Origin of the sequence: Streptococcus sp. (genome assembly GCF_032481935.1) — a bacterium.
Taxonomy (GTDB): domain Bacteria; phylum Bacillota; class Bacilli; order Lactobacillales; family Streptococcaceae; genus Streptococcus.
Window position 1 is genome coordinate 1 of sequence record NZ_JAWERU010000008.1, and the last position, 23,559, is coordinate 23,559.

Genomic DNA, 23,559 nt, shown 5'->3' on the forward strand with positions numbered 1-23,559 from the left:
AAGCCTTCTTTTATGCGTAGAGTAAAGTGCTGTTGATCCATGTAAAACTGGATAGACTCAATCCCCTTTTCATCTCTCGCCAAGGAACGAAGATAGTCTTGAATATCCAAGGTGAGTGAAAAAGAAGATGATAGTCGGATATGTTGGTATCCTCTATGTAGCACTTTAAAAGACATATTATTCTCCTATAAGGCTATCTAATTGCTCTTCTTTTTTCTCTTGCTCGTACAAATATTTGGCATCTTGCAAGACATCGTCTCCATGTTGTTTCACAACAGAAACAGATGCATCTAGCCCGTCTTTCAACTTGTAAGCCTTAGCCAAAGCTTTAGAATAACCTTTTTTAGCTTCCTTACTTGCTAAGATTTTCAAACCAAGGGTACCAAATGCGACACCACCCAAAAAGAGTGATGATTTTTTCGCAACTTTTGCAACGGTTAGTACTTCTTTTAACATACTTATTTCCTCCTTATCATTATTATATAGCAATTTAGATATAAAAGCAATTTCATTCTATAAATTGGAGAATTAGTTTTATTTCTACTGAATCTCCCATTTGATACACTTAAACTATGAATACAAACCTTAAACCTAAACTCCAGCGCTTTGCTACTGCGACTGCCTTTGCCTGCCCTATCTGCCAAGAAAACCTGGCCTTGATAGAGTCTAGTCTCAAGTGTAATAACCGCCATTCTTTTGACCTGGCAAAATTCGGTTATGTCAATCTGGCTCCTCAAATCAAGCAATCTGCCAACTACGACAAGGAAAATTTCCAAAATCGACAACAAATCCTAGAAGCTGGCTTTTATCAGGCTATTTTAGAAGGTATCTCGCACTTACTAGCGACTAAACCATCTGCAAAAACAGTCTTGGACATCGGCTGTGGCGAAGGCTTCTACTCTCGCAAACTCCAAGAAGTGCACCCTGACAAAACCTTTTATGCCTTTGACATTTCAAAAGATTCAGTCCAAATCGCCGCCAAAAGCGAACCCAACTGGGCAGTCAATTGGTTTGTTGGTGACTTAGCTCGCCTTCCTATAAAAGACGCCAGCATGGATATCCTACTTGATATTTTCTCACCTGCCAACTACGGAGAATTCCGACGAGTCTTATCAAAGGACGGCATCTTAATCAAGGTCATTCCTACTGAAAACCACCTCAAGGAAATCCGTCAAATGGTACAGGACCAGCTGACAAAAAAAGACTATTCCAACCAAGATATCAAAGAACACTTCCAAGAACACTTTAGCATCCAATCTAGTCAGATTGCTTCCTTGACCAAGTCTATCACAGCAGAGCAACGCCAAGCCCTGCTCAGCATGACACCCCTCCTCTTTCACGTTAACCAAAGCAAGATTGATTGGAGCCAACTGACAGAGATCACCATCGAAGCAGAGATTCTTGCCGGGAAAGCCCTGTAAACTAGTTTATGAGATAAAACCAAGCCCACACCTCTTCTCGAGATGCGGGTTTAAATCGCGATTTTTCACTGTCTTTCCGAAAAGTATAAAAAATTATGACCTCTCTATTTATTTTCGATTTGAAATGACAAATTTATCAATAAATAGCAAGTGATATAAGGCAAGTGATACCCCATAACAACATCCATGAAAAGAGATTTCTTGATGAGTAAGCGGAAACGAGAAACTATTACCCATATAAAGGCAGGACCAAATTACAAAAAGAATCCAAAATAAATCAGTCCATTTATATTTTGAAAAATATTTTTTCCACATAAGAACACCTTCTTTCTTTACTATAATACTATTATAATACTGTTTGTAAACGAATACAAGAAATTTGAGGTAACAGCTAAGAAGAACCTTAGGCTTAATGGTAGTACAACCAGCCTTCTTAGTGTCCTCTAGGTCTGATTTTTAAGTCTAGAAATTATTGACAAATTATTTTTTCTTTTGAGACCAGTCAACCTCAAATCCACAACATTCAAAAAAAAGCGAATTTCAATTGAAACTCGCTTTTTTACTAGATAGTGTAATAACTATTAAATTGTATATCTTAGTTCAAGTGCCAGATATCTTCATTATACTGAGCGATTGTACGGTCAGATGAGAAGAATCCTGCTTTTGCAATGTTGACGATGACTTTATCCAACCATGCATCACGGTTTTCGTAGTCTGCAAGCATTTGCTCTTTCACTTTGATGTAGTCTTCCAAGTCAAGAAGAGTCATGAACCAGTCTTTGTTGATCAATTCATTGTAAAGACGTTCCAAGCGTTCTTTCTTACCAACTGCAAGAACAGCGTCGCTCACGATAAAGTCAACCAATGGTTTGATCGCTTCACGAGCGTAGAACTCGCTTGATTTGTATGCTGATTTAGCGTAAAGGTCGATAACAGTTTCTGAATCTTCACCAAAGATGTAGATGTTTTCGTCTCCAACCAACTCAGCGATTTCCACGTTAGCCCCGTCCATAGTACCAAGAGTCAAAGCTCCGTTCAACATGAATTTCATGTTACCAGTACCTGAAGCCTCCTTAGAAGCAAGTGAGATTTGTTCAGAGATATCACACGCTGGAATCAAGAAGCTTGCTGCAGTAACGTTGTAGTTTTCAACCATAACCACTTGTAAGTGTGGTGCAACTGCTGGGTCATTAGCAATCACTTCTGACAAGCAAAGGATCAAGTGGATGATGTCTTGAGCAATTGTGTAGGCAGGAGCTGCTTTACCACCAAAGAAGACTGTGATTGGACGAGCAGGGATGTTACCAGCCTTGATGTCAAGGTATTTATGGATAACATACAAAGCGTTCATTTGTTGACGTTTGTACTCGTGAAGACGTTTGATTTGGATATCAAAGATAGAGTTTGTATTGATTTCCACACCTTGGTGCTCTTTCAAGTGACGAGCCAATTTACGTTTGTTATGAGATTTGATGCTTTCCAATTTTTCTTTGACAGCAGCCTTGTCTTCGTATGAAAGAAGGTCTTCCAATTTAGAAGCTTCATGGTGCCATTCGCGACCAAGAATCTCATCCAAGTAGTGAGACAAGCTTGGGTTCGCATGCATAAGCCAACGACGGAATGTGATACCGTTTGTTTTGTTGTTGAATTTTTCTGGGTAGATGTCGTAGAAAGCTTTCAACTCTGAGTTCTTCAAGATTTCAGTGTGAAGAGCGGCAACCCCGTTTACGCTGTATCCATAGTGGATATCCATGTGGGCCATGTGTACACGATCGTTTTCATCAATGATTTGAACAGCTGGATCTTTGTATTCTGCTTTAACACGACGGTCCAATTCTTTGATGATTGGTACCAAGTGAGGAACCACTTCTTCCAAGAATTCAAGAGGCCATTTTTCAAGGGCTTCAGCAAGGATTGTGTGGTTTGTGTAAGCAGTCATGCTACGAACGATAGAGATTGCTTCATCAAGTTCGATACCACGTTCAGTCAAAAGACGGATCAATTCAGGAATCACCATTGATGGGTGAGTATCGTTGATTTGTACAACTGCGTAGTCAGCAAGGTCATGCAAGTTGCTTCCTTTTTCGATTGCTTCATCGATGATCAATTGTGCACCGTTTGAAACCATGAAGTATTGTTGGAAGATACGGAGCAATTCACCTTGTTTGTCGCTATCGTCTGGGTAAAGGAAAAGAGTCAAGTTGTGAGCGATGTCTGTCTTATCAAAGTTAATGCCATCTTCAATGATAGATGAATCAACTGAATCCAAGTCAAACAAACGCAAGCGGTTTTTCGTAGCAGTTTTGTAACCAGGTACATCGATATCGTAAAGAGTAGATGTCAATGTAAAGTGTGCAAATGGCACTTGGTAGCTACGGCTTGAACGAACCAACCAGTTTTGGTCAGTCAACCAAGCGTTAGGAATAGTTTCTTGTTGGTTGTTTTTAAGCACTTGTTGGAAAAGACCAAAGTGGTAGTTCAAACCAACACCGTCACCGTTCAATCCAAGTGTAGCGATTGAGTCGATAAAGCAGGCTGCCAAACGTCCCAAACCACCATTACCAAGCGATGGTTCCAATTCTACTTCTTCGATTTCGATCAACTCTTTACCTGCGTCAGCAAGTTCTTTTTTAACTTCGTCATAAAGACCAAGGTTAATCAAGTTGTTTGACAAGAGTTTACCAATCAAGAACTCAGCTGAGATGTAATAAACTTTTTTCTTACCAGTGTTCACTGGTTTTTGGCTGCTTGCAAGTTTGCTGTAGTTAAGAAGAGCAAGGTAAAGCTCCTCATTGCTACATTCTGCGATAGATTTATTGTAACGATTTTGTACAAATTCTTTTAATGGTAACATTTTTATGTCTCCTGATAATGTCTTATTTCTTTAATTTTACCAAATTTTCATTGATACGGCGATAAATTGTAGTCAAGTCAAGCAAAGTTTCTTCGACAGCAGGAGTCAATTGTTCCTCTGTCATACGCCATGACCAGTTTCCACCAAGAGTAGATGGGAAGTTCATACGAGCTGAACCATCCAACTCTAGCAAATCTTGCATAGTTGCAATCGTCATGAAACTTACTGATGCGAAGGCTGTACGAAGCATAGCGTGCACCACTGTTTCGTACTCTTTACGGTTTGTGTAGCGTGCCATGTACTCACGAGTTGGATCATCAATCTCATCACGGTACCAACCAAGAACAGTGTTATTATCGTGTGTTCCTGTATACATAACTGAGTTTGCTGGTGCCAAGTGTGGGCTGTCGATACTTTCGTCTTCTGGATTGAAGGCAAATTGAAGGACCTTCATTCCTGGGAATCCAGTGCGCTCACGAAGCTCGATGACTTCATCAGTCATAAATCCAAGATCTTCAGCGATAATGTTCAAGTCACCAAGTTCTTCTTTAACCGCTGCAAAGAGTTTGTAGTCAGGTCCTTTCACCCATTTACCAGGTGCCGCTGTTTCAGAACCAGCTGGGATTTCCCAATAAGACTCAAATCCACGGAAGTGGTCGATACGCACGATATCGTAGATTTTAAAGCTTTCACGCAAGCGTTCAATCCACCATTTGTAACCATCGCGATCCATTGCTTCCCAGTCATAGATTGGGTTACCCCAAAGCTGACCAGTCGCAGAAAACTCATCTGGTGGGCATCCTGCGATGCAAGTTGCTTTCCCGTTTTCATCTGTTTTAAAGAGGTGTGGATTTGCCCACATATCGCTTGAATCTTCCGCTACATAGATTGGCATATCCCCCACAATCTCGATGTGGTTTTCGTTAGCGTATGCTTTCAATTTCAACCATTGTTGGAAAAAGAGATATTGGGTTACGCGGTGGAAAACAAGTTTGTCTGCCAATTGTTCACGGTAGCTTTCAAGAGCAGAAGCTTTACGCGCACGAATATCTGCATCTGGCCACTCTGTCCAAGCGAGATTATCAAAATGCTCTTTGATAGCCATATACTCTGCAAAAAGTTCAAGCCATGATTGGTTCTCTTGAGCAAATTTTTCAAAATCTTGGACATCCCCAACTTCAAGGAAACGTTTAACTGCTTTTTCTAGAAGCGGACGACGTGCGTAATAAATCTTAGCGTAATCAACTTCAGTTGGGTTGCTACCGAAGTCTACTCCCTCAAGATCACTTGCTTCCAAGAGACCTTGCTCAACCAAGATATCAAGATCGATAAAGTGAGTATTACCTGCAAAAGCTGAGAATGATTGGTAAGGTGAGTCACCATAGCTTGTTGTTCCCAATGGAAGGATTTGCCAGTAGCGTTGCTTAGTGCGAACCAAGAAGTCAACGAAATCATAGGCGCTTTGACCAAATGATCCGATTCCGTAAGCTCCTGGAAGTGATGAGATGTGCATCAACACACCACTTTGACGTTTTTTCATAATAGCACCTCAAGTGTTTTTTAATTAATTATTTCAAATTTGTGCGCAAACGTTTGCGCTAAGTAAAGTATAACCCATTTCAAAAAGAAATGCAAGCGTTTTTAAAAAAACTTTTATGATTTATTTTTTATTGATAAACTTTTAAGTTACTATATTCTTATTTTTAAAATCCTTTCAACCTTCAGCTTATTCATGCAATCGTTTCCCTTCAATTATTTTTGAATCGAAATTTGCATGATTTCCTATTTCTCTTCTATTATACAAACAATTTTAGGAATTAGCTAGTAACAAGCTTTTTAAAATTTTTTCAAAAAAACGCTTGCAACCGTTTTCTGTTTGTGCTATACTATGGTCATAAGGGAAAACGTTTGCGTTTCCTAGACTATAAAATTTGTTATTCTTTAGGAGGAATACACTATGTCAACTAAATTCATGAAGAGCGCAGCTGTACTTGGTACTGCTACTCTTGCTAGCTTGCTTTTGGTAGCTTGCGGAAGCAAAACTGCTGATAAAGCGGCTGATTCTGGTTCATCTGAAGGTAAAGAACTTACTTTATACGTTGAAGACCAATATAAAGCATTTGCTGAATCAGCTGCACAAGCTTACGAAAAAGAAGCTGGAGTAAAAGTTACTATCAAAACAGGAGACCAAATGGGTGGTCTCGATAACCTTTCTCTAGATAACCAATCTGGTAAAGCTGCTGACGTTATGATGGCACCATACGACCGAGTAGGTAGCCTTGGTAAAGACGGACAACTTTCAGAAGTGAAATTGAGCGACGGTGCTAAAACAGATGATAAAACTAAATCTCTTGTAACAGCTGCTGACGGTAAAGTTTACGGTGCTCCTGCTGTTATCGAGTCACTTGTTTTGTACTATAATAAAGACTTGATTAAAGAAGCTCCAAAAACTTTTGCTGACTTGGAAAACCTTGCTAAAGATAGCAAATATGCCTTCGCTGGTGAAGATGGTAAAACAACTGCCTTCCTTGCTGACTGGACAAACTTCTACTATGCATACGGACTTCTTGCTGGTAACGGCGGTTACGTATTTGGTGACAACGGTAAAGATCCTAAAGATATCGGACTTGCAAACGAAGGAGCTATCACTGCTGTCAACTACGCTAAAACTTGGTACGAAAAATGGCCTAAAGGTATGCAAGATACGGAAGGAGCTCCAAACCTAATCCAAACTCAATTCCAAGAAGGTAAAACAGCTGCTATCATTGATGGTCCTTGGAAAGCTCAGGCCTTCAAAGATGCTAAAGTAAACTACAGTGTTGCGACTATCCCAACTCTTCCAAACGGTAAAAACTATGAAACATTCGGTGGTGGTAAAGCTTGGATCATCCCATCAAGTACTAAGAACCTTGAAGCTGCTCAAAAATTTGTAGACTTCCTTGTTTCAACTGAAGAACAAAAAGCCTTCTATGATAAAACTAACGAAATCCCAGCTAACACTGAGGCTCGTTCATATGCTGAAGGTAAAAACGATGAGTTGACAACAGCTGTTATCAAACAGTTCCAAAACGCTCAACCAATGCCAAACATCCCTCAAATGTCAGCTGTTTGGGACCCAGCTAAAACAATGCTCTTTGAAGCTGTAAGTGGTAAGAAAGATGCTAAAACAGCTGCTAATGATGCTGTAACATTGATCAAAGAAACAATCCAACAAAAATTTGGTAACTAATTGATTGCTTCAAGGGAGATAATTCAAACATCTCCCTTGATTTTTAGATACACTGACAATGTTTTCAGTAGTTTTACTGATTAGCATCGAGCTCAACGCTCGTATCTTATGAAAGGAGCACTCATGGAACAACAACCAAAAAAAGCAGCCTTGCTTTCATTGATTCCTGGGTTGGGGCAAATCTATAATAAACAAAAAGCTAAAGGTTTTATCTTCCTTGCTGTAACAGTAGTTTTTGTCCTCTATTTTATAGCACTTGCAGCACCTGAATTGAGCAACTTGATCACACTTGGGGAAAAACCTGGCCGTGACAACTCTCTCTTCATGTTGATTCGTGGTGCATTTCACTCTATTTTTGTAATTGTTTATCTAGCCTTTTATATTCTCAATATTAAAGACGCTCACACTATTGCAAAACGTATCAATAATGGCATCCCTGTCCCATTGACACTTAAGGATATGATTAAAGGTATCTATGAAAATGGATTCCCATACTTGCTCATTATCCCATCTTACGTTGCCATGACATTTGCGATTATCTTCCCGGTTATTGTAACCTTGATGATTGCCTTTACTAACTACGATTTCCAACACTTACCACCAAACAAATTGTTAGACTGGGTTGGTTTGACTAACTTCACAAATATCTGGAGCTTGAGTACCTTCCGTTCAGCCTTCGGTTCTGTTCTTTCTTGGACTATTATCTGGGCTTTGTCTGCATCAACTTTACAGATTGTAATCGGTATCTTCACAGCTATTATTGCCAACCAACCATTCATCAAGGGGAAACGTATCTTTGGTGTTATTTTCCTTCTTCCTTGGGCTGTCCCAGCCTTCATCACTATCTTGACATTCTCAAACATGTTTAACGATAGTGTTGGAGCAATCAATACCCAAGTTATCCCTCTCTTTGCTAAGGTTCTTCCTTTCCTTGATGGGGCACTCATCCCTTGGAAAACAGACCCTACTTGGACTAAGGTTGCCTTGATTATGATGCAAGGTTGGCTTGGATTCCCATATATCTACGTTTTGACTTTGGGTATCTTGCAATCTATTCCTAACGACCTTTACGAAGCAGCTTATATTGACGGTGCCAATGCTTGGCAAAAATTCCGCAACATCACTTTCCCAATGATCTTGGCTGTTGCAGCACCTACTTTGATTAGCCAATACACCTTCAACTTTAACAACTTCTCTATCATGTACCTCTTCAATGGTGGAGGACCTGGTACTGTCGGAGGGGGAGCTGGTTCAACTGATATCTTGATCTCATGGATCTACCGCTTGACAACAGGTACATCACCTCAATACTCAATGGCGGCAGCTGTTACCTTGATTATTTCTATCATTGTCATCTCAATCTCTATGATCGCATTCAAGAAACTACACGCATTTGATATGGAGGACGTCTAAGATGAATAACTCAATTAAACTCAAACGTAGACTGACTCAAACCCTTACTTACCTTTACTTGATTGGCCTTTCAATCGTGATTATCTATCCACTGTTGATTACTATCATGTCAGCCTTCAAGGCAGGTAACGTGGCAGCCTTTAAACTAGACAGCAACATCGATTTTAATTTTGATAACTTTAAAGGACTCTTCACTGAAACCTTATACGGTACTTGGTACCTCAATACTTTGATTATTGCCTTGATTACCATGGTTGTGCAAACAAGTATTATCGTACTTGCTGGTTATGCTTATAGCCGTTACAACTTCTTGGCTCGTAAACAAAGTTTGGTCTTCTTCTTGATTATCCAAATGGTGCCAACAATGGCCGCTTTGACTGCCTTCTTCGTTATGGCCCTCATGTTGAATGCCCTTAACCATAGCTGGTTCCTCATCTTCCTCTACGTTGGTGGTGGTATCCCTATGAATGCTTGGTTGATGAAAGGTTACTTTGACACCGTGCCAATGTCTCTTGATGAGTCTGCAAAACTTGATGGTGCAGGACATTTCCGCCGCTTCTGGCAAATCGTTCTCCCTCTTGTTCGCCCAATGGTTGCTGTACAAGCACTCTGGGCCTTTATGGGACCTTTCGGAGACTATATCCTCTCTAGTTTCTTGCTTCGTGAAAAAGAATACTTTACAGTTGCCGTTGGTCTACAAACCTTCGTTAGCAATGTGAAGAACATGAAGATCGCCTACTTCTCAGCAGGTGCTATCCTCATCGCTCTTCCAATCTGTACACTTTTCTTCTTCTTGCAAAAGAACTTCGTTTCAGGACTTACAAGCGGTGGCGACAAGGGGTAATATACCCCCGCCACCCTTTTTCATTTTTGAACTTGTGCTGATATAGTCTGATAAAAAACAAGAACTTATTTAAAATCCCCTCATGGCTAGTTGATAATTTTTATTAAAAGTCTACTTTTAACAAGGATTTGTCTCCCCTGCTTGAAATAAAATACATTTCTCTATATAATACTCATATAGAAAAATGCCTATAGAAAGAGATTTATGTTACCATATCCATTTTCTTATTTTAATAGTATTTGGGGATTTCGTAAGCCCCTATCTCAACGTTTTGGTCTCAACTGGTTTCAACTGATTTTTACCAGTATTTTCCTGATTAGTTTGTCTATGGTCCCTATTGCCATCCAGAACAGTTCTCAGGAAACTTATCCTTTAGAAACTTTCATCGATGATGTCTACACTCCTTTGACGGATAGTGTGGTTCAGGATTTGGCTACCAATGCAAAGATTGTAGATGGTAAGTTGAGCTATACAGGTTCATCTCCTCATCAAGCTTCTATCCAAATCGGAGACCCTTCTAGTTCAAACTTCCCTGAGGAATTACTTCTGAACTTTGAACCTGAGAAACTCATCATCAGCAAGCAAGGAAAAGAATTGACTAGCATTCGCTATCATGCGATCACGACCGATAGTTTCCAAAGCAAGGAAAGCTTAACACAAGACATTTCTAAAGACTGGTATCAACAGAATCGTATCTATGTTAGCCTCTTTCTTGTGTTAGGTTCTAGCTTCCTCTTCGGACTTAATTTTTTCATCGTTGCTCTAGGTTCTAGCCTCTTGCTCTACTTTACGAAAAAATCACGTCTCTTTTCATTTAAAAGCTACAAAGAGTGCTATCATTTCATTTTGAACTGTTTAGGATTACCAACCTTACTTGCCATGATTCTCGGTCTCTTGGGGCAAAACATGGCAACTTTGATTACTGTTCAAAATATTTTATTTGTTCTATACCTGGTCACTATCTTTTACAAAACGCATTTCCGTGATCAAGACTACCATAAGTAGGAGTTTATTATGCCTGTTACGATTAAAGACGTGGCCAAGGCTGCAGGGGTCTCACCCTCAACCGTAACCCGTGTTATTCAAAACAAATCAACCATTAGCGATGAAACAAAAAAACGAGTTCGAAAGGCAATGAAGGAACTCAACTATCATCCTAACCTCAATGCCCGAAGCCTGGTTAGCAGTTATACGCAGGTTATCGGCTTGGTTCTTCCAGATGATTCAGATGTTTTCTACCAAAATCCTTTCTTTCCTTCTGTCCTTAGAGGAATTGCACAAGTTGCTTCAGAAAATCACTATGCCATCCAGATTGCAACTGGAAAAGACGAAAAAGAGCGCTTAAATGCAATTTCACAGATGGTCTATGGAAAGCGTGTAGACGGTCTTATCTTCTTGTATGCCCAAGAAAATGACCCCTTGGTTAAACTCGTTACAGAAGAACAATTTCCCTTCCTCATCCTTGGGAAATCACTATCACCTTTTATTCCACTTGTTGACAACGATAACATCCAAGCCGGATTTGATGCAGCCGAATACTTCATCAAAAAAGGATGCAGCCGCATTGCTTTCATCGGTGGTACCAAGAAACTCTACGTTACGCAGGATCGTCTAAGAGGTTACGAGCAAGCCCTTCAAGAACACAATCTACCTCTTGATAGTCATCGTACTTTCTTTGCAGATGAATTTCTTGAAGAAAAGGGCTATAAATTTAGCAAACAACTTTTTGAATACGATCCAAAAACCGATGCTGTTATCACAACAGATAGCCTCTTAGCTGAAGGTGTTTGTAACTACCTCAACGAACATCAGCTTAATGTCCCTGTTCTCAGCTTTGATTCTGTTAATCCAAGATTAAACCTAGCGGCCTATGTCAATATTAATAGTCTTACTCTTGGTCGCACTTCCTTTGAGACGATTCTTCAAATCATCAACGATGTCAAAGAAAATCGTCAAATCTGCTATCGTCAAGTGATTGCACATGAAATCATTGAAAAATAAGAAAAACCAACTCTAACATCTTTTGCTTAGAGTTGGTTTTTTGTAATCTATTTTTATAATTGATTAGTTTTCGACTTCGACAAATCGTCCTAGAATATGAACATTTTCTGAAACAGAAACAAAGGCTGTTGGATCAACTTGCTTCATGATCAGTTTAAAATCATTGAACTCTGCACGAGTGATAACCGTAATCAAAACAGCCTTACGTTCGTGGTTATAAGTTCCTTCAGCATCATGGATCATAGTCGCTCCACGGTGCAATTTATGATGGATTTTCTCAATGACGGCATCTGGATTGCTAGTAACAATCATGGCCTGCATGCGTTTTTGTTTGGTGAAAACTGCATCTGTCACACGACTTGAGACAAAGATAGTAATCATGGAATAAAGGGCATATTTCCAACCAAAGGTCACTCCTGCAATCAACATGATTGTACCATTAACCAAGAAAGAGATACTTCCGACGTTACGCCCAGTCTTCTTACGAATGGTTAAGCTGACAATGTCTGTTCCACCACTGGAGATGTTATGACGTAGTGCAAAGCCGATCCCCAGTCCCATAACGACACCCCCAAAAAGGGCATTGATGATGGGATCCTCTGTTAAGACCACTACAGGCACAAACTGGATAAAGAGCGAGCTCATGGATACCGTTATAAAGGTAAAAATCGTGAACTTATGCCCAATTTGGTACCAGGCCAAAATCATGAGAGGAATATTGATGGCATAAAAGGCTACTGAAATCGGGAAATGAAAACCAAACCAGTGATTACTAAGGGCAGATATAATCTGGGCCAAACCTGTCGCACCACTTGAATAAACGTGCCCTGGTTGGAAAAAGAAATTGACGGCTACTGCTGATAGAAAACCATATACCAGAGAAGCTGAGATTTTTTCATCGTATTTTTCTCGAGAAATACTTTGTAAAACACGCAAAATCTTTACTCGATAAGCAAATCGGCGAAGATAATGGTACCACTTTTTAGTTCGTTTCGTTTGTTTCATCTTGTTCTACTTGTAGATTAAGTTCCTCTAGTTGTTTAAGAGCTACTGTTGATGGTGCTTGCGTCATTGGGTCGCTAGCCTTGTTATTCTTAGGAAAGGCAATGACTTCGCGGATATTTTCCTCTCCAGCGAGCAACATGACAAAACGGTCAAGACCGATAGCCAAACCACCGTGTGGTGGGAAGCCATAGTCCATAGCTTCCAAAAGGAATCCAAACTGGTCATTTGCTTCTTCAGCTGAGAAACCAAGAGCTTTGAACATACGTTCTTGAAGTTCTTTTTGGTTGATACGAAGACTACCACCACCAAGTTCATAACCATTCAAGACGATATCATAAGCAATGGCACGAACCTTAGCCAAATCACCTTCAAGCTCATGAGCAGTTTCTGCTTGAGGAAGGGTAAATGGATGGTGGGCACTCATGTAACGACCTTCTTCTTCTGACCATTCAAACATTGGCCAGTCAACAACCCAGAGGAAGTTGAACTTGTCAGTATCGATCAAGCCTAGTTCCTTCGCAATACGTCCACGAAGGGCCCCAAGTGTTGCATTGGCTACTTCAAGCGTATCTGCCACAAAGAGAACCAAGTCCTTATCTTCAAGATCAAGCGCCGCTGTCAAGTCTGCTTGAATGCCAGTCAAGAATTTAGCAACTGGACCGTTTAATTCACCGTCAACAACCTTGACCCAAGCCAGACCTTTAGCCCCATACTGCTTGGCTACTTCTGTCATCTTATCGATGTCTTTACGTGAGTAGTTATCTGCTGCGCCTTTGACGACGATGGCTTTAACCGCAGGAGCTTCTGAGAAGACTTTGAAATCTACCCCCTTGACAAGATCTGTCAAGTCTTGAAGCAACATTTCAAAACGAGTATCAGGCTTGTCAGAACCATAAAAAGCCATAGCATCACCATACTTCATTCGAGGGAATGGCAGTGTTACTTCGATGCCTTTTGTTTCCTTCATCACACGCGCAATCAAGCCTTCTGTGATGTCTTGAATTTCTTGCTCAGTCAAGAATGAAGTTTCCAAGTCGACCTGGGTAAATTCAGGTTGGCGGTCACCACGCAAGTCTTCATCACGGAAACATTTAACAATTTGGTAGTAACGGTCAAACCCAGCATTCATCAACAACTGTTTTGTAATCTGCGGACTTTGAGGAAGGGCATAGAAATGGCCCTTATTAACACGAGATGGTACCAAATAGTCACGCGCCCCTTCTGGCGTTGATTTAGAAAGGAATGGTGTTTCTACGTCGATAAATTCCAACTCATCCAAGTAGTTACGGATAGAATGAGTTACCTTGGCACGAAGTTTAAGGTTTTCCAACATTTCTGGACGACGAAGGTCAAGGTAACGGTAACGTAGACGCGTATCATCGTTTGCTTCAATGCCATCCTTGATTTCGAATGGTGTTGTTTTGGCTGTGTTAAGCACAGTAAGAGCTGTTACATTCAGCTCAACTGCTCCAGTCGCCAACTTATCATTGGCTTGCTCACGTGCAGCAACTTGACCAGTCACCTCGATGACAAATTCACTACGAAGGCTTTCAGCTGTTGCCATCACCTCTGCAGATACTTTTTCTGGGTTGATAACCAACTGCATGATTCCTTCACGGTCGCGAAGATCGATAAAGATCAAACCACCAAGGTCACGACGACGGGCAACCCATCCTTTCAAGGTAATTTCTTGTCCGATGTGCTCCTCACGAACACGACCAGCATACATACTACGTTTCATGTTTTCTCTCCTCTTTTATTCTGTTACTATTTTACCATAAAAGCGCAGGCTCTTCATGAAAATCATCAGAAAAGTTGAGAAGAATCCTGCTATAAATGAAAAAATCCAGCAAAGTCATTCGCTAGATCTTATTTTACTTGGTATTTCTTTATTTTTTACGCTTTTCAGCAATCTCTGCTGCCTTTTTAGGGAGAACAATCTCCGTCGCATAGGCTGTCGCAAATCGCATAATACCTGCAATTGGTGCAAAGATAACTGCTAGATTGTTATAAAAGAAATCCCCTTTAAAAGCATAGGCAAGCGCTCCAATGATAAAGAAGAGAACAACTGCCTGAATCACTGCTAATAATATCACTCGTTTCATGACTTCCTCCTGAGTCTATTATAGCATGAGAATCATTAAAAATCCGATTAAATTATTTAAAGCATGTAAAGCAATGCTGTAAGCCAGTCCACCCTTGCTGATATAAGCCAACCCCAAGCTCAAACCGAGGGAACCATACACTAGGAATTGTTGTGGAGTTCCAGGGAAATGAACGAGGGCAAAGATGATGCTTGTTACTAGTAGAAAGAGAGCTGTCTGCTTGATGTTATCCTGTTGAGGGAAGACATAACGAGCTAGCATACCTCTAAAGGTTAACTCTTCTGTCAGGGGCGCAAAGACAACTATCATGAAGAAAGCGAAGAGAGGTTGATTATGAGTCAATTGTTCTGCCGTCTGTTGATTGACTGATGGATCATTTGGCAAAAAGAATTGAGCAACAATGACAAGGGCCCACACCAAGGCAGGCAACCAGATGTATTTGTTGAGGGCTGTTTTTTCAATCGTAACGGTTCCTGTCTTATACCACTTGTAGGTAACGAAGGTGAAAATTCCTGCTAATAAGACATAAATTGGGACAGCAACATATTCAGGCGCACCCATTTTCATGGCTTCTAAGCCTACGCCCTGAATAAAACTATAGACCATAATAAATGATAAGAAAGTAAGACTATACCAGCCAATATTTTTAAGTGTTTTCATAAGATTCTCCTATTTAAAATAACGTTTTGTTTTTCGTAAATGTGCAACATTGATATAGATATGGATGACAACTAAAAGAACTAAGGCAACCACTTGTATTTCTCGTAAAACAACTGATAATACTATCAATAAAAAATAGAGTGATGGCAGTAAAATTTGATCCAGCCTAAACAGAGTTAAAAAGGCACTCTCCATCTCTGCCTGCTTTTCTCCCTCATCATAACTGTTAAGATAATCTAAAATATCTTTTGGAGTGTAATAAGCAGACAGTTTATAGTGTCGAACGATAAAAATAGTTCGCAACAAGTAATTGGCAACAATAATGTATAAGCATAATAGAATAAGAGCTGGAAGAATTAGCAAGGTATTCTTAAATATCGGAGAAATCAGTATAATCCCACTGGTCATCATTGCTATCATCAAAACATTGGAAGAAACCGAACCATAATCCAAGTAACGATAGGCTCTTACATAAGTCTGATCACTATCTTCTTCCTCTGTCCCCCTTTGATAAAGAGTATAAACTTCTCGACTCTTACCAAGATAATACATGGCTAAGATGAAGGAAAGTCCTCCAATAACGAGAGCAAGTCCATAAATAGTAGGTAAGACTTGTGACATTTGAATCTGTTCAACTATACCTCTAAGAGTGTAAGCAAAGACTCCTACAAAAGCACTTAACATACACATTACTACTCTCAACCATTTACGATTATTATTCATTTTCTGACCTCTATCTAAACTAGCCAATAACCTTTAGTAGTTTCAGTGATCTTTCCTATTTAAAATAACGTTTCACCATAGGTAACTGCATCACATTGATATAAACATGGATAGCTCCGACAAGTAAGAAGGCTAGTAGCTGAATCTCTCCTGTCAGTAAGGAAAAGAGATCAATCAGAAAGTAGAGACCTGGCAAGACATACTGATTTAATTGGAATAAAATCCGAAAACTCTGTTCCAAATTAGCCTGACGCTCCCCTTCGTCGTAAGAATTGATATAGTCCAAGACATCCTTTGGTGTAGAGAAAAATGCCAAATCAAACTGACGAACAATCGCAATGGTCTTATAAAGAGATTTTTGAACATTGAAAACCAACACTAATCCCAAAAAAGAAAGAGATAAGGTTAAAAAGCTTTTATTTAATATAATCGCTTCATTTGCTGAAATGAAGAGAGCCAATAAAATTGCTACGTTTGTAATATTAAAAGTAATGGTTCCAAACTCGAGATTCCGATACATTTGCACATAATAGGTTTCATTCAGATCATCATCCATTTCCTCTTGATACAAGGAGTGAAATTTTCTGCTTTTCTTTAAGAAATTGAAAGTCAAAAGAATGCTAATGAAACCTATCAGTAAACAAATAGCTGATATCCAGGGGATCAAGACTTTTACATCTAAAATAACTTCGTAGGATTCGGCATCGGCCTTAAACATCCCTACAAAACCGCCCAAGAAACCTCCCAAGACAACAGCTGCTAAAAATAATAATAATCCACGTTTCTTTTCCATCTTTTAACCTCTTTCTAAAACAATCCAGCCAACCATTGACCAAAGGCTTTCCCTGATTCAAAAATAGTTGTCAATCCCTCTGCTCCAAGTGATACCAAAAGCAAACAAACAACAAGTAGGATAATAGCTTGGTTTCTTGCTTTTTTCGCTCCATCTCCCAAGGATTCATTGCCAAGCCAACCTGCTAGATAAGCATAGGCTGTAACTGTTAAAATACCAATCTCCGTCGAAGAGAGAAACAAGAAGACTGTCACCAAACGAACGATATTGGCTTGAATGTTAAAATAATTTCCTAAACCTGCACAAACACCTGCAAGTGCTTTGTTCTCTGTATCGACTTGAAAACCTGCTAAAAACTCTTTCATAATTTTTCTCCTTTTACGATCTCTTTAAACTTTATCTTTCTCTCTACCCATCTAAAGACTAATAGTAGAACTAAATTTATCCAGAAGAGATATTTACTTTCAACGACAGTAAACCAACCAAATAAGGTTCCAATCATAGCCAAAAGATTAACGATAAACACAACTATACATAGATAATAAATCACTTTAAACTTATTCATCACTCATCCTCCTCTAAGCGAAAGACTGACTCGACAGGCTCATTGAATATCTGAGCAATCTTCAGGGCAATGACGATGGACGGCGTGTACTCATCCCGTTCTAATAGGCTAATAGTCTGTCTGGACACGCCAGCTAGTTTGGCCAGTTCGGTTTGATTCAGGCCATCGCGAGCCCGAAGCTCTTTTAGACGATTTTTTAGTTGCATGTTACACACCTACTCTCCGTCAAATTGAATCGTTTGGATATCCTCAATGCGTTGTAGTTTGAATTTTTCTTTTCCCTTTTTATCTACACGACGTAGCTTGACCCATTCCTCATCAACATCCACCACTTCCCAGTTATCTGTCCCAAACAATTGTCCAACGATGACTGGCGTTCTCCCAATCAATTCTTTTAATAATCTTGACATATCTGTATTTCCTTTCTCTTTTTGCTCAATTCTTTTGATTTTATTTTCTAGTTTCTTGACCTTTTGGGTATGGTCGAGATAAAAGATTATCATAAGAGGTACAAATCCTAATGCCCACATAATCGTTCCTTTCTGCTATACTTTTCTTAACTTGATTTCATTGTAACACATCTTTTTATTTTTGACAAGCATCTTTGTCAAAAAGTTTAAGATTTTTGTCATTTTGCAAAAGAAAAAGGTCAGGAGTAAGATCCTGACCAGTTTATCTGTTATTAAAATCCTAATTTTGCAAAGATTTCTGAGAAGTTTTGGTTGATTGTTTCAAGTGAAACTTGAACTTCTTCTCGCGTTTGATTGTTCTTGACGGTGACTTGTCCGCTTTCGACCTCGCTCTCTCCAAGAGTGATAAGAGTCTTAGCAGCAAAAACATCGGCTGACTTGAATTGCGCTTTGAGCTTACGGTTGAGGTAATCGCGCTCTGCTTTGAAACCTTGTTGGCGAAGAGCTTGTACCAACTCCAAGGCTTTAAGATTAGCTCCTTCACCGAGAACAGCGATATAGACATCTAGGGCGTTTTCGATAGGGAGAGACACACCTTGCTTTTCAAGGATGAGAAGCAGACGCTCTACACCAAGTCCAAAACCAAATCCAGCAGTCTCAGGACCACCAAAGTAAGCAACCAAGCCATCGTAACGACCACCTGCACAGACTGTCAAGGCATTGCTCTCAATCTCAGTGATGAATTCAAAAATCGTGTGGTTGTAGTAGTCCAAACCACGAACCATATTGGTATCGATGATGTAATCTACTCCAAGGTTTTCCAACATTTGACGCACAGCATCAAAATGAGCTTGGCTTTCTTCATCAAGGAAATCCAAGATAGATGGTGCATTCTCCACAGCTACCTTGTCTTCTTTTTCCTTAGAGTCCAAGACACGAAGAGGGTTTTCCTCCAAACGACGTTGGCTATCCTTAGACAAGGTATCTTTCATAGGTGTCAAGTAGTCAATTAAGGCTTGACGATAGGCCGCACGGCTCTCAGGATTTCCAAGCGTGTTGAGGTGCAATTTAACACCTTGGATGCCGATTTCTTTCAAGAAATGAGCTGCCATAGCGATTGTTTCCACATCTGTGGCTGGATTGCTAGAGCCAAAACACTCCACACCGATCTGGTGGAATTGACGCAAGCGACCTGCTTGTGGGCGCTCATAGCGGAACATTGGCCCCATGTAGTAGAACTTACTTGGTTTTTGAACTTCTGGTGCAAAGAGTTTATTTTCCACATAAGAACGAACGACCGGTGCTGTTCCTTCTGGACGGAGAGTGATATGACGGTCACCCTTGTCATAGAAATCGTACATTTCCTTGGTTACGATATCAGTTGTGTCTCCAACAGAACGACTGATGACCTCATAATGTTCAAAAATAGGCGTGCGTACTTCTGCATAGTTGTAGCGTTTGAAAATTTCACGCGCAAATCCTTCAACGTACTGCCATTTGGCAGACTCAGCAGGTAAAATATCCTGCGTTCCTTTTGGTTTTTGTAATTTCATAGAGAATCCTCTTTATAACTTAATAGTCCTATTTTACCATAAATGAGGGGATTGGGACAGTGTGAAAAGAAGACTAACACCTAAATTTCATTTTTGAGATTGAGACTTGTCAGAAGAATAGCTATCAGAGAAAGACCTACGAAAAGCATCCAAGTCAACTGTATATCCCATACCGCCACCAGTGAAAAACAGGCCGTCCCCACTGGTATAGATAGAGTAAACAACAAACCTAAAAAATTACTGGTACGAGAGAGAACCTCCGGAGCGAGATTTTTCAGCAACATAGCACTAATTTTGGGGGAAATTTTACCAGAGATATACATGGTAAAAAAGACGAAAAGCATCCCGAGCAAGACTTGGTTTACCAAATTAGATAGACCAACTAGACTGGCTCCTAATGTAACCCACATCATCAATCTAGGCAAAGATTGCTTCCCAAAATAGTCATTTCCCGTAAGGCTACTGATGATGACTGCTAATAAGGTAATCAATTGTAAGATAAACAAGGCATCCTTGTAGGAAAAATTCAGTAAGGAATGATTTAAAAGGAAGATGTTATAGATACCACCTAAGGCACCACCCAAAGCATTGATAAGCAAGATAGCAAAGAGCATAAAACCAAAGTTTTTCTGTCCACTTTTAAGAAAAACGAGACGTAGGTTTCGGTAAATCGTTAAAAACTGATCTTTGATAGAAAGCTTCTCATTTTTCAGTGATTTACTATCAGCAAATGGAGTTGATAAGCTTAATTCAGCCCTTCCTAAAAAGAGAATGAGAGCTGACACTAGGAAAAATATGGCATTGATTCCCGCTACAAGCGAAAAGTTCTGTGTTGACACCCCTAATAGCCAAACTCCAAAAGCTTGGCCGCCAATAGCAGAAATATAGGTGATAAACTGGGAAAATGAGTAAGCCTCCATCAAATCTTGCTCCGCGACCTTTTCTTTAACGAGAGGCATTCGCAAGCCACCCGCAAAATCACTAGCTACATCACTAATGACATTGATGAGACAAAGGGTCGAAAAGGCAAAGAAACTAGCTTGCTGAACAACTAGGGCTGCTAGAAAAAATAAAACCGCCTGAAATAAACCGACATAGGTCATCCATTTGACCTTGTCCCTCGTGTAATCTGCCCGAATTCCCACAAAAACTGTAAAAAGAGTTGGAAGCATCATCACAACATTCGCCATTGCAACGGCAACAGAAGCCTCTGGCAAAGTCGAGGCATAGACCACAAACACTAAATTAAAAATGGAAGCTCCAAAAGCATTGAAAAATCGTGATAAACTCAAAACTCTGTAAGCTTGATTTCTTAGTAATAGTTTCATATAGATTCCTCTCTTTCTCATATACTACTTTTATGGTAGCTCTAGTATAGCATCAAGAATCTTACGAGAAGATATTTTTGAATATATGCAACAGACTAAACTGATAACGAAAACGCTAGAATTTGTCTAATGCTAATAAGTATCTTCACAGTCCTATCGTTTCAAGTTATTTTATCTAGTTGCAGATATTCAACACTTCATGGTGCTTCTATAATAGTCAGCAGATCTGCTACAACCAATCATCTCAAAAATACGAATAGCGTCCTCCATCTTTCTCTGCCCTTCCTCTACTCTTCCTTGCTTACTATCAAGCAAACCTTCTGCCCATAGGTAGACTATTCGAAAATAGGTTTCATTTTCTTCAAAGAAGTTCTTTTCAATTTGTTTTTTAAAATAGAGGGCATTGGTAAAATCATCAATTTCAATACAGGCCATAAAAGCATTGAGGAGCAAGGTATGCATCATATTTCGATTTTTCCCAACTCCTTTCAAGAAATCTGACTTCCGCAACATTTCTCGAGTGTACTTTGTAAAAAGCTGGATCGACAAAAGAGGAGAGCAAGAAGAAAAGAACAACAGTTCATAGTGCCCCCAAATTTCGACAGAAAATAGATAATCATGTAGGACTCTTACTTCCTCAGCGGTCAATGTAACCGTCTCATCAATGGCTTTCATATAGGATTTTATTAAAATAGCATTGAGAATGTGTTGCTGTCTATCTTTTGAAAAAGGAAGTTGTTGATACTCTCTCTGGTAGAGAGTGCGCAAGGATGTCAAATCTTGAGGGTCAATAGCCTCAACTATTCTGTTTCTAAATTCAGAATAGGCATCCTGATGAAAACCTCTCGCCAAAAATAACAATTCTTCCATACTCGCATGAATATTCTCCAAAGCTGTGATTAACTTTGGAGCAGATATTTCACTCTGACCATTTTCAAAACGCGACAATAAGGATGCTGAAAAGCGTCCACCTGTTGCTTTTCTCAAGGAAATTTTTCTTGATTCTCGTAACTCTTTAAAAACTTTTCCTAAATTCTTCATCCTCTTACCACTCGTCTTTTATTTTTTCCTATTTTACCACATTTCCTAATAAATACTAGTTCCAAACCAGCATTTACAATCTGCCATAAGCATGGTACAATGAAAAACATCAGATATACGAAGGAGAATTTATGAAAAAGAATATCTTGACGACCCTTGTAGCTGCCCTTGTCTACTTTCTCTGCATCGGAGTAGGGGTTCTACTAGGAAACCTTGTCGACCACACTGGAAATATGTTTTACGCCCCTGCCTTTTCTGCTCTTGTGGGTGGTAGCGTCTATATGATCCTTTTAGCAAAGGTTCCTCGTTTTGGAGCTATTACTACGATTGGGCTCGTTATCTCTCTATTTTTCCTCGGAAGCAAGCATGGTGCTGGTGCCTTTCTTCCAGGAATCATCTGCGGTCTTGCAGCAGATGGCATTGCTCATCTTGGCCACTACAAAGATAAGGTCAAGAACCTTCTTTCCTTCCTAGTTTTTGCTTTTGGTACTACTGGTCCCATCCTACTCATGTGGTTGACACCTCAAGCTTACATAGCAACCCTAGTTGCTCGTGGAAAATCTCAGGACTATATTGATCGCATCATGGTCGCTCCTAATCCTGGTACTATCCTTCTCTTTGTAGCAAGTGTCCTCATTGGTGCTTTACTTGGCGCCCTTATTGGACAAGCGCTTAGTAAGAAATTCGCAGATAAAATGTGATAGAAAAAGAGCCACACGGCTCTCAGTAGGTAGACAAACTCTATCAGTAATTAAAAAATTGCCCCTATAAAGGTTGGGCTACCGTATAATGAACACTCTTAGAAATGCTGAAACATGCCATTTTTAAGAGTTTTTTATTTTCTCTAGTAAAAGAAAAAGATTGAAGAAAATTGTCCAAAATTGACTTTTTCTTCAATCTGAGAGCTAGCTGGCTCTTTTTTATTTATGGCTTAATTTCTTGGTCAAAAAGTCTCCCAAGAACTGAATTGTAAAGATAATCAGGATAATGATGAGAGTCGCAAGGACTGTTACATCATGATTGAAACGGTTAAATCCGTAGGCGATAGCTACGTTACCGATACCACCTGCTCCGACCGCTCCCGCCATAGCTGTTTCACCAACTAGTGAAATCAAGGTCACAGTTGTCACACGGATCAAGTCTGGTAGACCTTCCGATAGGTAAACACCTACGATGTCCCAGAAAGTAGCTCCGCTAGCTTGAGCTGCCTCGATGACACCGCCATCTAGCTCTGCCAATACCACCTGTACCTGACGAGCAAAGAAGGCAAAGACTGCAAAAGATAGGGGTACAATAGCCGCATTTGGCCCGATACTTGTCCCTACGATTAGATGAGAGAAGGGTGACAAGACAGCCAAGAGAATGATAAATGGCACCGCACGGAAGATAGAGGTAATCTTGTCTAAAATCCAGAAAACAACTTTATTTTCCAAGACACCACCTGGAGCTGTCAAGACAAGGAAAAGCCCTGCAACCAGCCCTAGGAAACCTCCGATGATGAAGGAAAGAACCGTCATATAAAGGGTCAAGTAGATTGCTGTTCCCCAGCCAGCCTGACCAGACCAACCCATCTTATAGACGTTTGGTAAGTATGCTTTAATCAATTCTGCCATC

General features: G+C 39.9%; 25 protein-coding genes and 1 pseudogene. 7 read left to right on the forward strand and 19 right to left on the reverse strand.

The window, feature by feature from the left end; genetic code table 11:
* Together E7C97_RS02050 and E7C97_RS02055 are read right to left on the reverse strand one after the other, a co-directional pair.
* Positions 1–176: ATPase (locus E7C97_RS02050; RefSeq protein WP_316108031.1), on the reverse strand; the 176-nt coding region annotated here is incomplete at its 3' end.
* Between the two features lies 1 nt (position 177).
* Positions 178–456 (reverse strand): DUF6110 family protein, encoded by a 279-nt coding sequence (locus E7C97_RS02055; RefSeq protein ID WP_000910910.1) that lies wholly within the window; start codon positions 454–456, stop codon positions 178–180.
* A 116-nt stretch (positions 457–572) separates the two neighbouring features.
* Between E7C97_RS02055 and E7C97_RS02060 the strand changes: the two genes are divergently transcribed.
* Positions 573–1,421, forward strand: a complete 849-nt coding sequence (locus E7C97_RS02060; protein ID WP_316107964.1) for a putative RNA methyltransferase — start codon at positions 573–575, stop codon at positions 1,419–1,421.
* 108 nt (positions 1,422–1,529) lie between these two features.
* Here the strand turns inward: E7C97_RS02060 and E7C97_RS02065 are convergent, their stop codons facing one another.
* The 3 genes from E7C97_RS02065 to malQ all read right to left on the reverse strand — a co-directional run bounded on the left by E7C97_RS02065 (position 1,530) and on the right by malQ (position 5,815).
* Positions 1,530–1,736: a hypothetical protein gene (locus tag E7C97_RS02065; protein ID WP_083280541.1), complete on the reverse strand. Its 207-nt coding sequence runs from the start codon at positions 1,734–1,736 to the stop codon at positions 1,530–1,532.
* A 280-nt stretch (positions 1,737–2,016) separates the two neighbouring features.
* Positions 2,017–4,275 (reverse strand): glycogen/starch/alpha-glucan family phosphorylase, encoded by a 2,259-nt coding sequence (gene glgP, locus E7C97_RS02070; protein ID WP_316107966.1) that lies wholly within the window; start codon positions 4,273–4,275, stop codon positions 2,017–2,019.
* A 22-nt stretch (positions 4,276–4,297) separates the two neighbouring features.
* Entirely contained in the window at positions 4,298–5,815 is a 1,518-nt protein-coding gene (gene malQ, locus E7C97_RS02075) for a 4-alpha-glucanotransferase (RefSeq protein ID WP_316107967.1), read from the reverse strand.
* Between the two features lie 417 nt (positions 5,816–6,232).
* Between malQ and E7C97_RS02080 the strand changes: the two genes are divergently transcribed.
* The 5 genes from E7C97_RS02080 to E7C97_RS02100 all read left to right on the forward strand — a co-directional run bounded on the left by E7C97_RS02080 (position 6,233) and on the right by E7C97_RS02100 (position 11,762).
* The gene (locus E7C97_RS02080; protein WP_301393812.1) at positions 6,233–7,504 is read left to right on the forward strand and encodes an extracellular solute-binding protein; all 1,272 of its coding nucleotides are present in this window, start codon (positions 6,233–6,235) and stop codon (positions 7,502–7,504) included.
* 123 nt (positions 7,505–7,627) lie between these two features.
* On the forward strand, positions 7,628–8,917 hold the full coding sequence (locus E7C97_RS02085; protein ID WP_316107969.1) for an ABC transporter permease subunit: 1,290 nt from the start codon (positions 7,628–7,630) through the stop codon (positions 8,915–8,917).
* Position 8,918: 1 nt separating this feature from the next.
* Entirely contained in the window at positions 8,919–9,761 is an 843-nt protein-coding gene (locus E7C97_RS02090) for a sugar ABC transporter permease (RefSeq protein ID WP_006146131.1), read from the forward strand.
* A gap of 204 nt (positions 9,762–9,965) precedes the next feature.
* Positions 9,966–10,766: a DUF1189 domain-containing protein gene (locus E7C97_RS02095; RefSeq protein ID WP_301393821.1), complete on the forward strand. Its 801-nt coding sequence runs from the start codon at positions 9,966–9,968 to the stop codon at positions 10,764–10,766.
* A 9-nt stretch (positions 10,767–10,775) separates the two neighbouring features.
* The gene (locus E7C97_RS02100) at positions 10,776–11,762 is read left to right on the forward strand and encodes a LacI family DNA-binding transcriptional regulator (protein WP_049526424.1); all 987 of its coding nucleotides are present in this window, start codon (positions 10,776–10,778) and stop codon (positions 11,760–11,762) included.
* Positions 11,763–11,825: 63 nt separating this feature from the next.
* Here the strand turns inward: E7C97_RS02100 and E7C97_RS02105 are convergent, their stop codons facing one another.
* From E7C97_RS02105 to E7C97_RS02165, 13 genes and pseudogenes are all read right to left on the reverse strand, one after another.
* Positions 11,826–12,767: a YitT family protein gene (locus E7C97_RS02105; protein WP_316107972.1), complete on the reverse strand. Its 942-nt coding sequence runs from the start codon at positions 12,765–12,767 to the stop codon at positions 11,826–11,828.
* On the reverse strand, positions 12,745–14,508 hold the full coding sequence (aspS, locus tag E7C97_RS02110) for an aspartate--tRNA ligase (protein ID WP_316107973.1): 1,764 nt from the start codon (positions 14,506–14,508) through the stop codon (positions 12,745–12,747). The genes E7C97_RS02105 and aspS overlap by 23 nt, the downstream gene beginning before the upstream one ends.
* A gap of 148 nt (positions 14,509–14,656) precedes the next feature.
* A complete protein-coding gene (locus tag E7C97_RS02115) occupies positions 14,657–14,872 on the reverse strand; it encodes a hypothetical protein (protein ID WP_000832173.1) in 216 nt (71 codons plus the stop codon).
* Between the two features lie 18 nt (positions 14,873–14,890).
* Positions 14,891–15,532 (reverse strand): CPBP family intramembrane glutamic endopeptidase, encoded by a 642-nt coding sequence (locus tag E7C97_RS02120; protein WP_060955101.1) that lies wholly within the window; start codon positions 15,530–15,532, stop codon positions 14,891–14,893.
* Positions 15,533–15,541: 9 nt separating this feature from the next.
* Entirely contained in the window at positions 15,542–16,255 is a 714-nt protein-coding gene (locus E7C97_RS02125; RefSeq protein WP_316107976.1) for a DUF3169 family protein, read from the reverse strand.
* Between the two features lie 55 nt (positions 16,256–16,310).
* Positions 16,311–17,048 carry a DUF3169 family protein gene (locus E7C97_RS02130; RefSeq protein ID WP_316107977.1) on the reverse strand — a complete coding sequence of 246 codons (738 nt, stop codon included), beginning with the start codon at positions 17,046–17,048 and terminating at the stop codon, positions 16,311–16,313.
* 14 nt (positions 17,049–17,062) lie between these two features.
* Complete coding sequence (locus tag E7C97_RS02135) at positions 17,063–17,413, reverse strand: PspC domain-containing protein (protein ID WP_316107978.1); 351 nt, start codon at positions 17,411–17,413, stop codon at positions 17,063–17,065.
* A complete protein-coding gene (locus tag E7C97_RS02140) occupies positions 17,410–17,613 on the reverse strand; it encodes a hypothetical protein (protein WP_316107979.1) in 204 nt (67 codons plus the stop codon). The genes E7C97_RS02135 and E7C97_RS02140 overlap by 4 nt, the downstream gene beginning before the upstream one ends.
* Positions 17,613–17,819, reverse strand: coding sequence for a helix-turn-helix transcriptional regulator (locus E7C97_RS02145; RefSeq protein WP_001176235.1), 207 nt, complete (start codon positions 17,817–17,819; stop codon positions 17,613–17,615). The genes E7C97_RS02140 and E7C97_RS02145 overlap by 1 nt, the downstream gene beginning before the upstream one ends.
* A 9-nt stretch (positions 17,820–17,828) precedes the next feature.
* Positions 17,829–18,296: pseudogene (locus E7C97_RS02150) on the reverse strand (hypothetical protein).
* The gene (hisS, locus tag E7C97_RS02155; RefSeq protein ID WP_316107981.1) at positions 18,296–19,576 is read right to left on the reverse strand and encodes a histidine--tRNA ligase; all 1,281 of its coding nucleotides are present in this window, start codon (positions 19,574–19,576) and stop codon (positions 18,296–18,298) included. The pseudogene E7C97_RS02150 and the gene hisS overlap by 1 nt, the downstream one beginning before the upstream one ends.
* A gap of 80 nt (positions 19,577–19,656) precedes the next feature.
* Positions 19,657–20,904 (reverse strand): transporter, encoded by a 1,248-nt coding sequence (locus tag E7C97_RS02160; protein WP_316107982.1) that lies wholly within the window; start codon positions 20,902–20,904, stop codon positions 19,657–19,659.
* A gap of 189 nt (positions 20,905–21,093) precedes the next feature.
* The gene (locus E7C97_RS02165) at positions 21,094–21,945 is read right to left on the reverse strand and encodes an Rgg/GadR/MutR family transcriptional regulator (RefSeq protein ID WP_316107983.1); all 852 of its coding nucleotides are present in this window, start codon (positions 21,943–21,945) and stop codon (positions 21,094–21,096) included.
* Between the two features lie 131 nt (positions 21,946–22,076).
* Here E7C97_RS02165 and E7C97_RS02170 point away from each other — a divergent pair, with 131 nt between their 5' ends.
* On the forward strand, positions 22,077–22,646 hold the full coding sequence (locus E7C97_RS02170) for an MptD family putative ECF transporter S component (RefSeq protein ID WP_316107984.1): 570 nt from the start codon (positions 22,077–22,079) through the stop codon (positions 22,644–22,646).
* Between the two features lie 219 nt (positions 22,647–22,865).
* Here E7C97_RS02170 and E7C97_RS02175 read toward each other — a convergent pair whose 3' ends face one another.
* A complete protein-coding gene (locus tag E7C97_RS02175; RefSeq protein WP_004250431.1) occupies positions 22,866–23,558 on the reverse strand; it encodes a methionine ABC transporter permease in 693 nt (230 codons plus the stop codon).
* Position 23,559 lies beyond the last annotated feature (1 nt).

Coding starts and splice junctions, on each gene's coding strand:
- E7C97_RS02055 (WP_000910910.1), bottom strand. CDS start 456: ATGTTAAAAGAAGTACTAACCGTTGCAAAAGTTGCGAAAAAATCATCA.
- E7C97_RS02060 (WP_316107964.1), top strand. CDS start 573: ATGAATACAAACCTTAAACCTAAACTCCAGCGCTTTGCTACTGCGACT.
- E7C97_RS02065 (WP_083280541.1), bottom strand. CDS start 1,736: ATGTGGAAAAAATATTTTTCAAAATATAAATGGACTGATTTATTTTGG.
- glgP (WP_316107966.1), bottom strand. CDS start 4,275: ATGTTACCATTAAAAGAATTTGTACAAAATCGTTACAATAAATCTATC.
- malQ (WP_316107967.1), bottom strand. CDS start 5,815: ATGAAAAAACGTCAAAGTGGTGTGTTGATGCACATCTCATCACTTCCA.
- E7C97_RS02080 (WP_301393812.1), top strand. CDS start 6,233: ATGTCAACTAAATTCATGAAGAGCGCAGCTGTACTTGGTACTGCTACT.
- E7C97_RS02085 (WP_316107969.1), top strand. CDS start 7,628: ATGGAACAACAACCAAAAAAAGCAGCCTTGCTTTCATTGATTCCTGGG.
- E7C97_RS02090 (WP_006146131.1), top strand. CDS start 8,919: ATGAATAACTCAATTAAACTCAAACGTAGACTGACTCAAACCCTTACT.
- E7C97_RS02095 (WP_301393821.1), top strand. CDS start 9,966: ATGTTACCATATCCATTTTCTTATTTTAATAGTATTTGGGGATTTCGT.
- E7C97_RS02100 (WP_049526424.1), top strand. CDS start 10,776: ATGCCTGTTACGATTAAAGACGTGGCCAAGGCTGCAGGGGTCTCACCC.
- E7C97_RS02105 (WP_316107972.1), bottom strand. CDS start 12,767: ATGAAACAAACGAAACGAACTAAAAAGTGGTACCATTATCTTCGCCGA.
- aspS (WP_316107973.1), bottom strand. CDS start 14,508: ATGAAACGTAGTATGTATGCTGGTCGTGTTCGTGAGGAGCACATCGGA.
- E7C97_RS02115 (WP_000832173.1), bottom strand. CDS start 14,872: ATGAAACGAGTGATATTATTAGCAGTGATTCAGGCAGTTGTTCTCTTC.
- E7C97_RS02120 (WP_060955101.1), bottom strand. CDS start 15,532: ATGAAAACACTTAAAAATATTGGCTGGTATAGTCTTACTTTCTTATCA.
- E7C97_RS02125 (WP_316107976.1), bottom strand. CDS start 16,255: ATGAATAATAATCGTAAATGGTTGAGAGTAGTAATGTGTATGTTAAGT.
- E7C97_RS02130 (WP_316107977.1), bottom strand. CDS start 17,048: ATGGAAAAGAAACGTGGATTATTATTATTTTTAGCAGCTGTTGTCTTG.
- E7C97_RS02135 (WP_316107978.1), bottom strand. CDS start 17,413: ATGAAAGAGTTTTTAGCAGGTTTTCAAGTCGATACAGAGAACAAAGCA.
- E7C97_RS02140 (WP_316107979.1), bottom strand. CDS start 17,613: ATGAATAAGTTTAAAGTGATTTATTATCTATGTATAGTTGTGTTTATC.
- E7C97_RS02145 (WP_001176235.1), bottom strand. CDS start 17,819: ATGCAACTAAAAAATCGTCTAAAAGAGCTTCGGGCTCGCGATGGCCTG.
- hisS (WP_316107981.1), bottom strand. CDS start 19,576: ATGAAATTACAAAAACCAAAAGGAACGCAGGATATTTTACCTGCTGAG.
- E7C97_RS02160 (WP_316107982.1), bottom strand. CDS start 20,904: ATGAAACTATTACTAAGAAATCAAGCTTACAGAGTTTTGAGTTTATCA.
- E7C97_RS02165 (WP_316107983.1), bottom strand. CDS start 21,945: ATGAAGAATTTAGGAAAAGTTTTTAAAGAGTTACGAGAATCAAGAAAA.
- E7C97_RS02170 (WP_316107984.1), top strand. CDS start 22,077: ATGAAAAAGAATATCTTGACGACCCTTGTAGCTGCCCTTGTCTACTTT.
- E7C97_RS02175 (WP_004250431.1), bottom strand. CDS start 23,558: ATGGCAGAATTGATTAAAGCATACTTACCAAACGTCTATAAGATGGGT.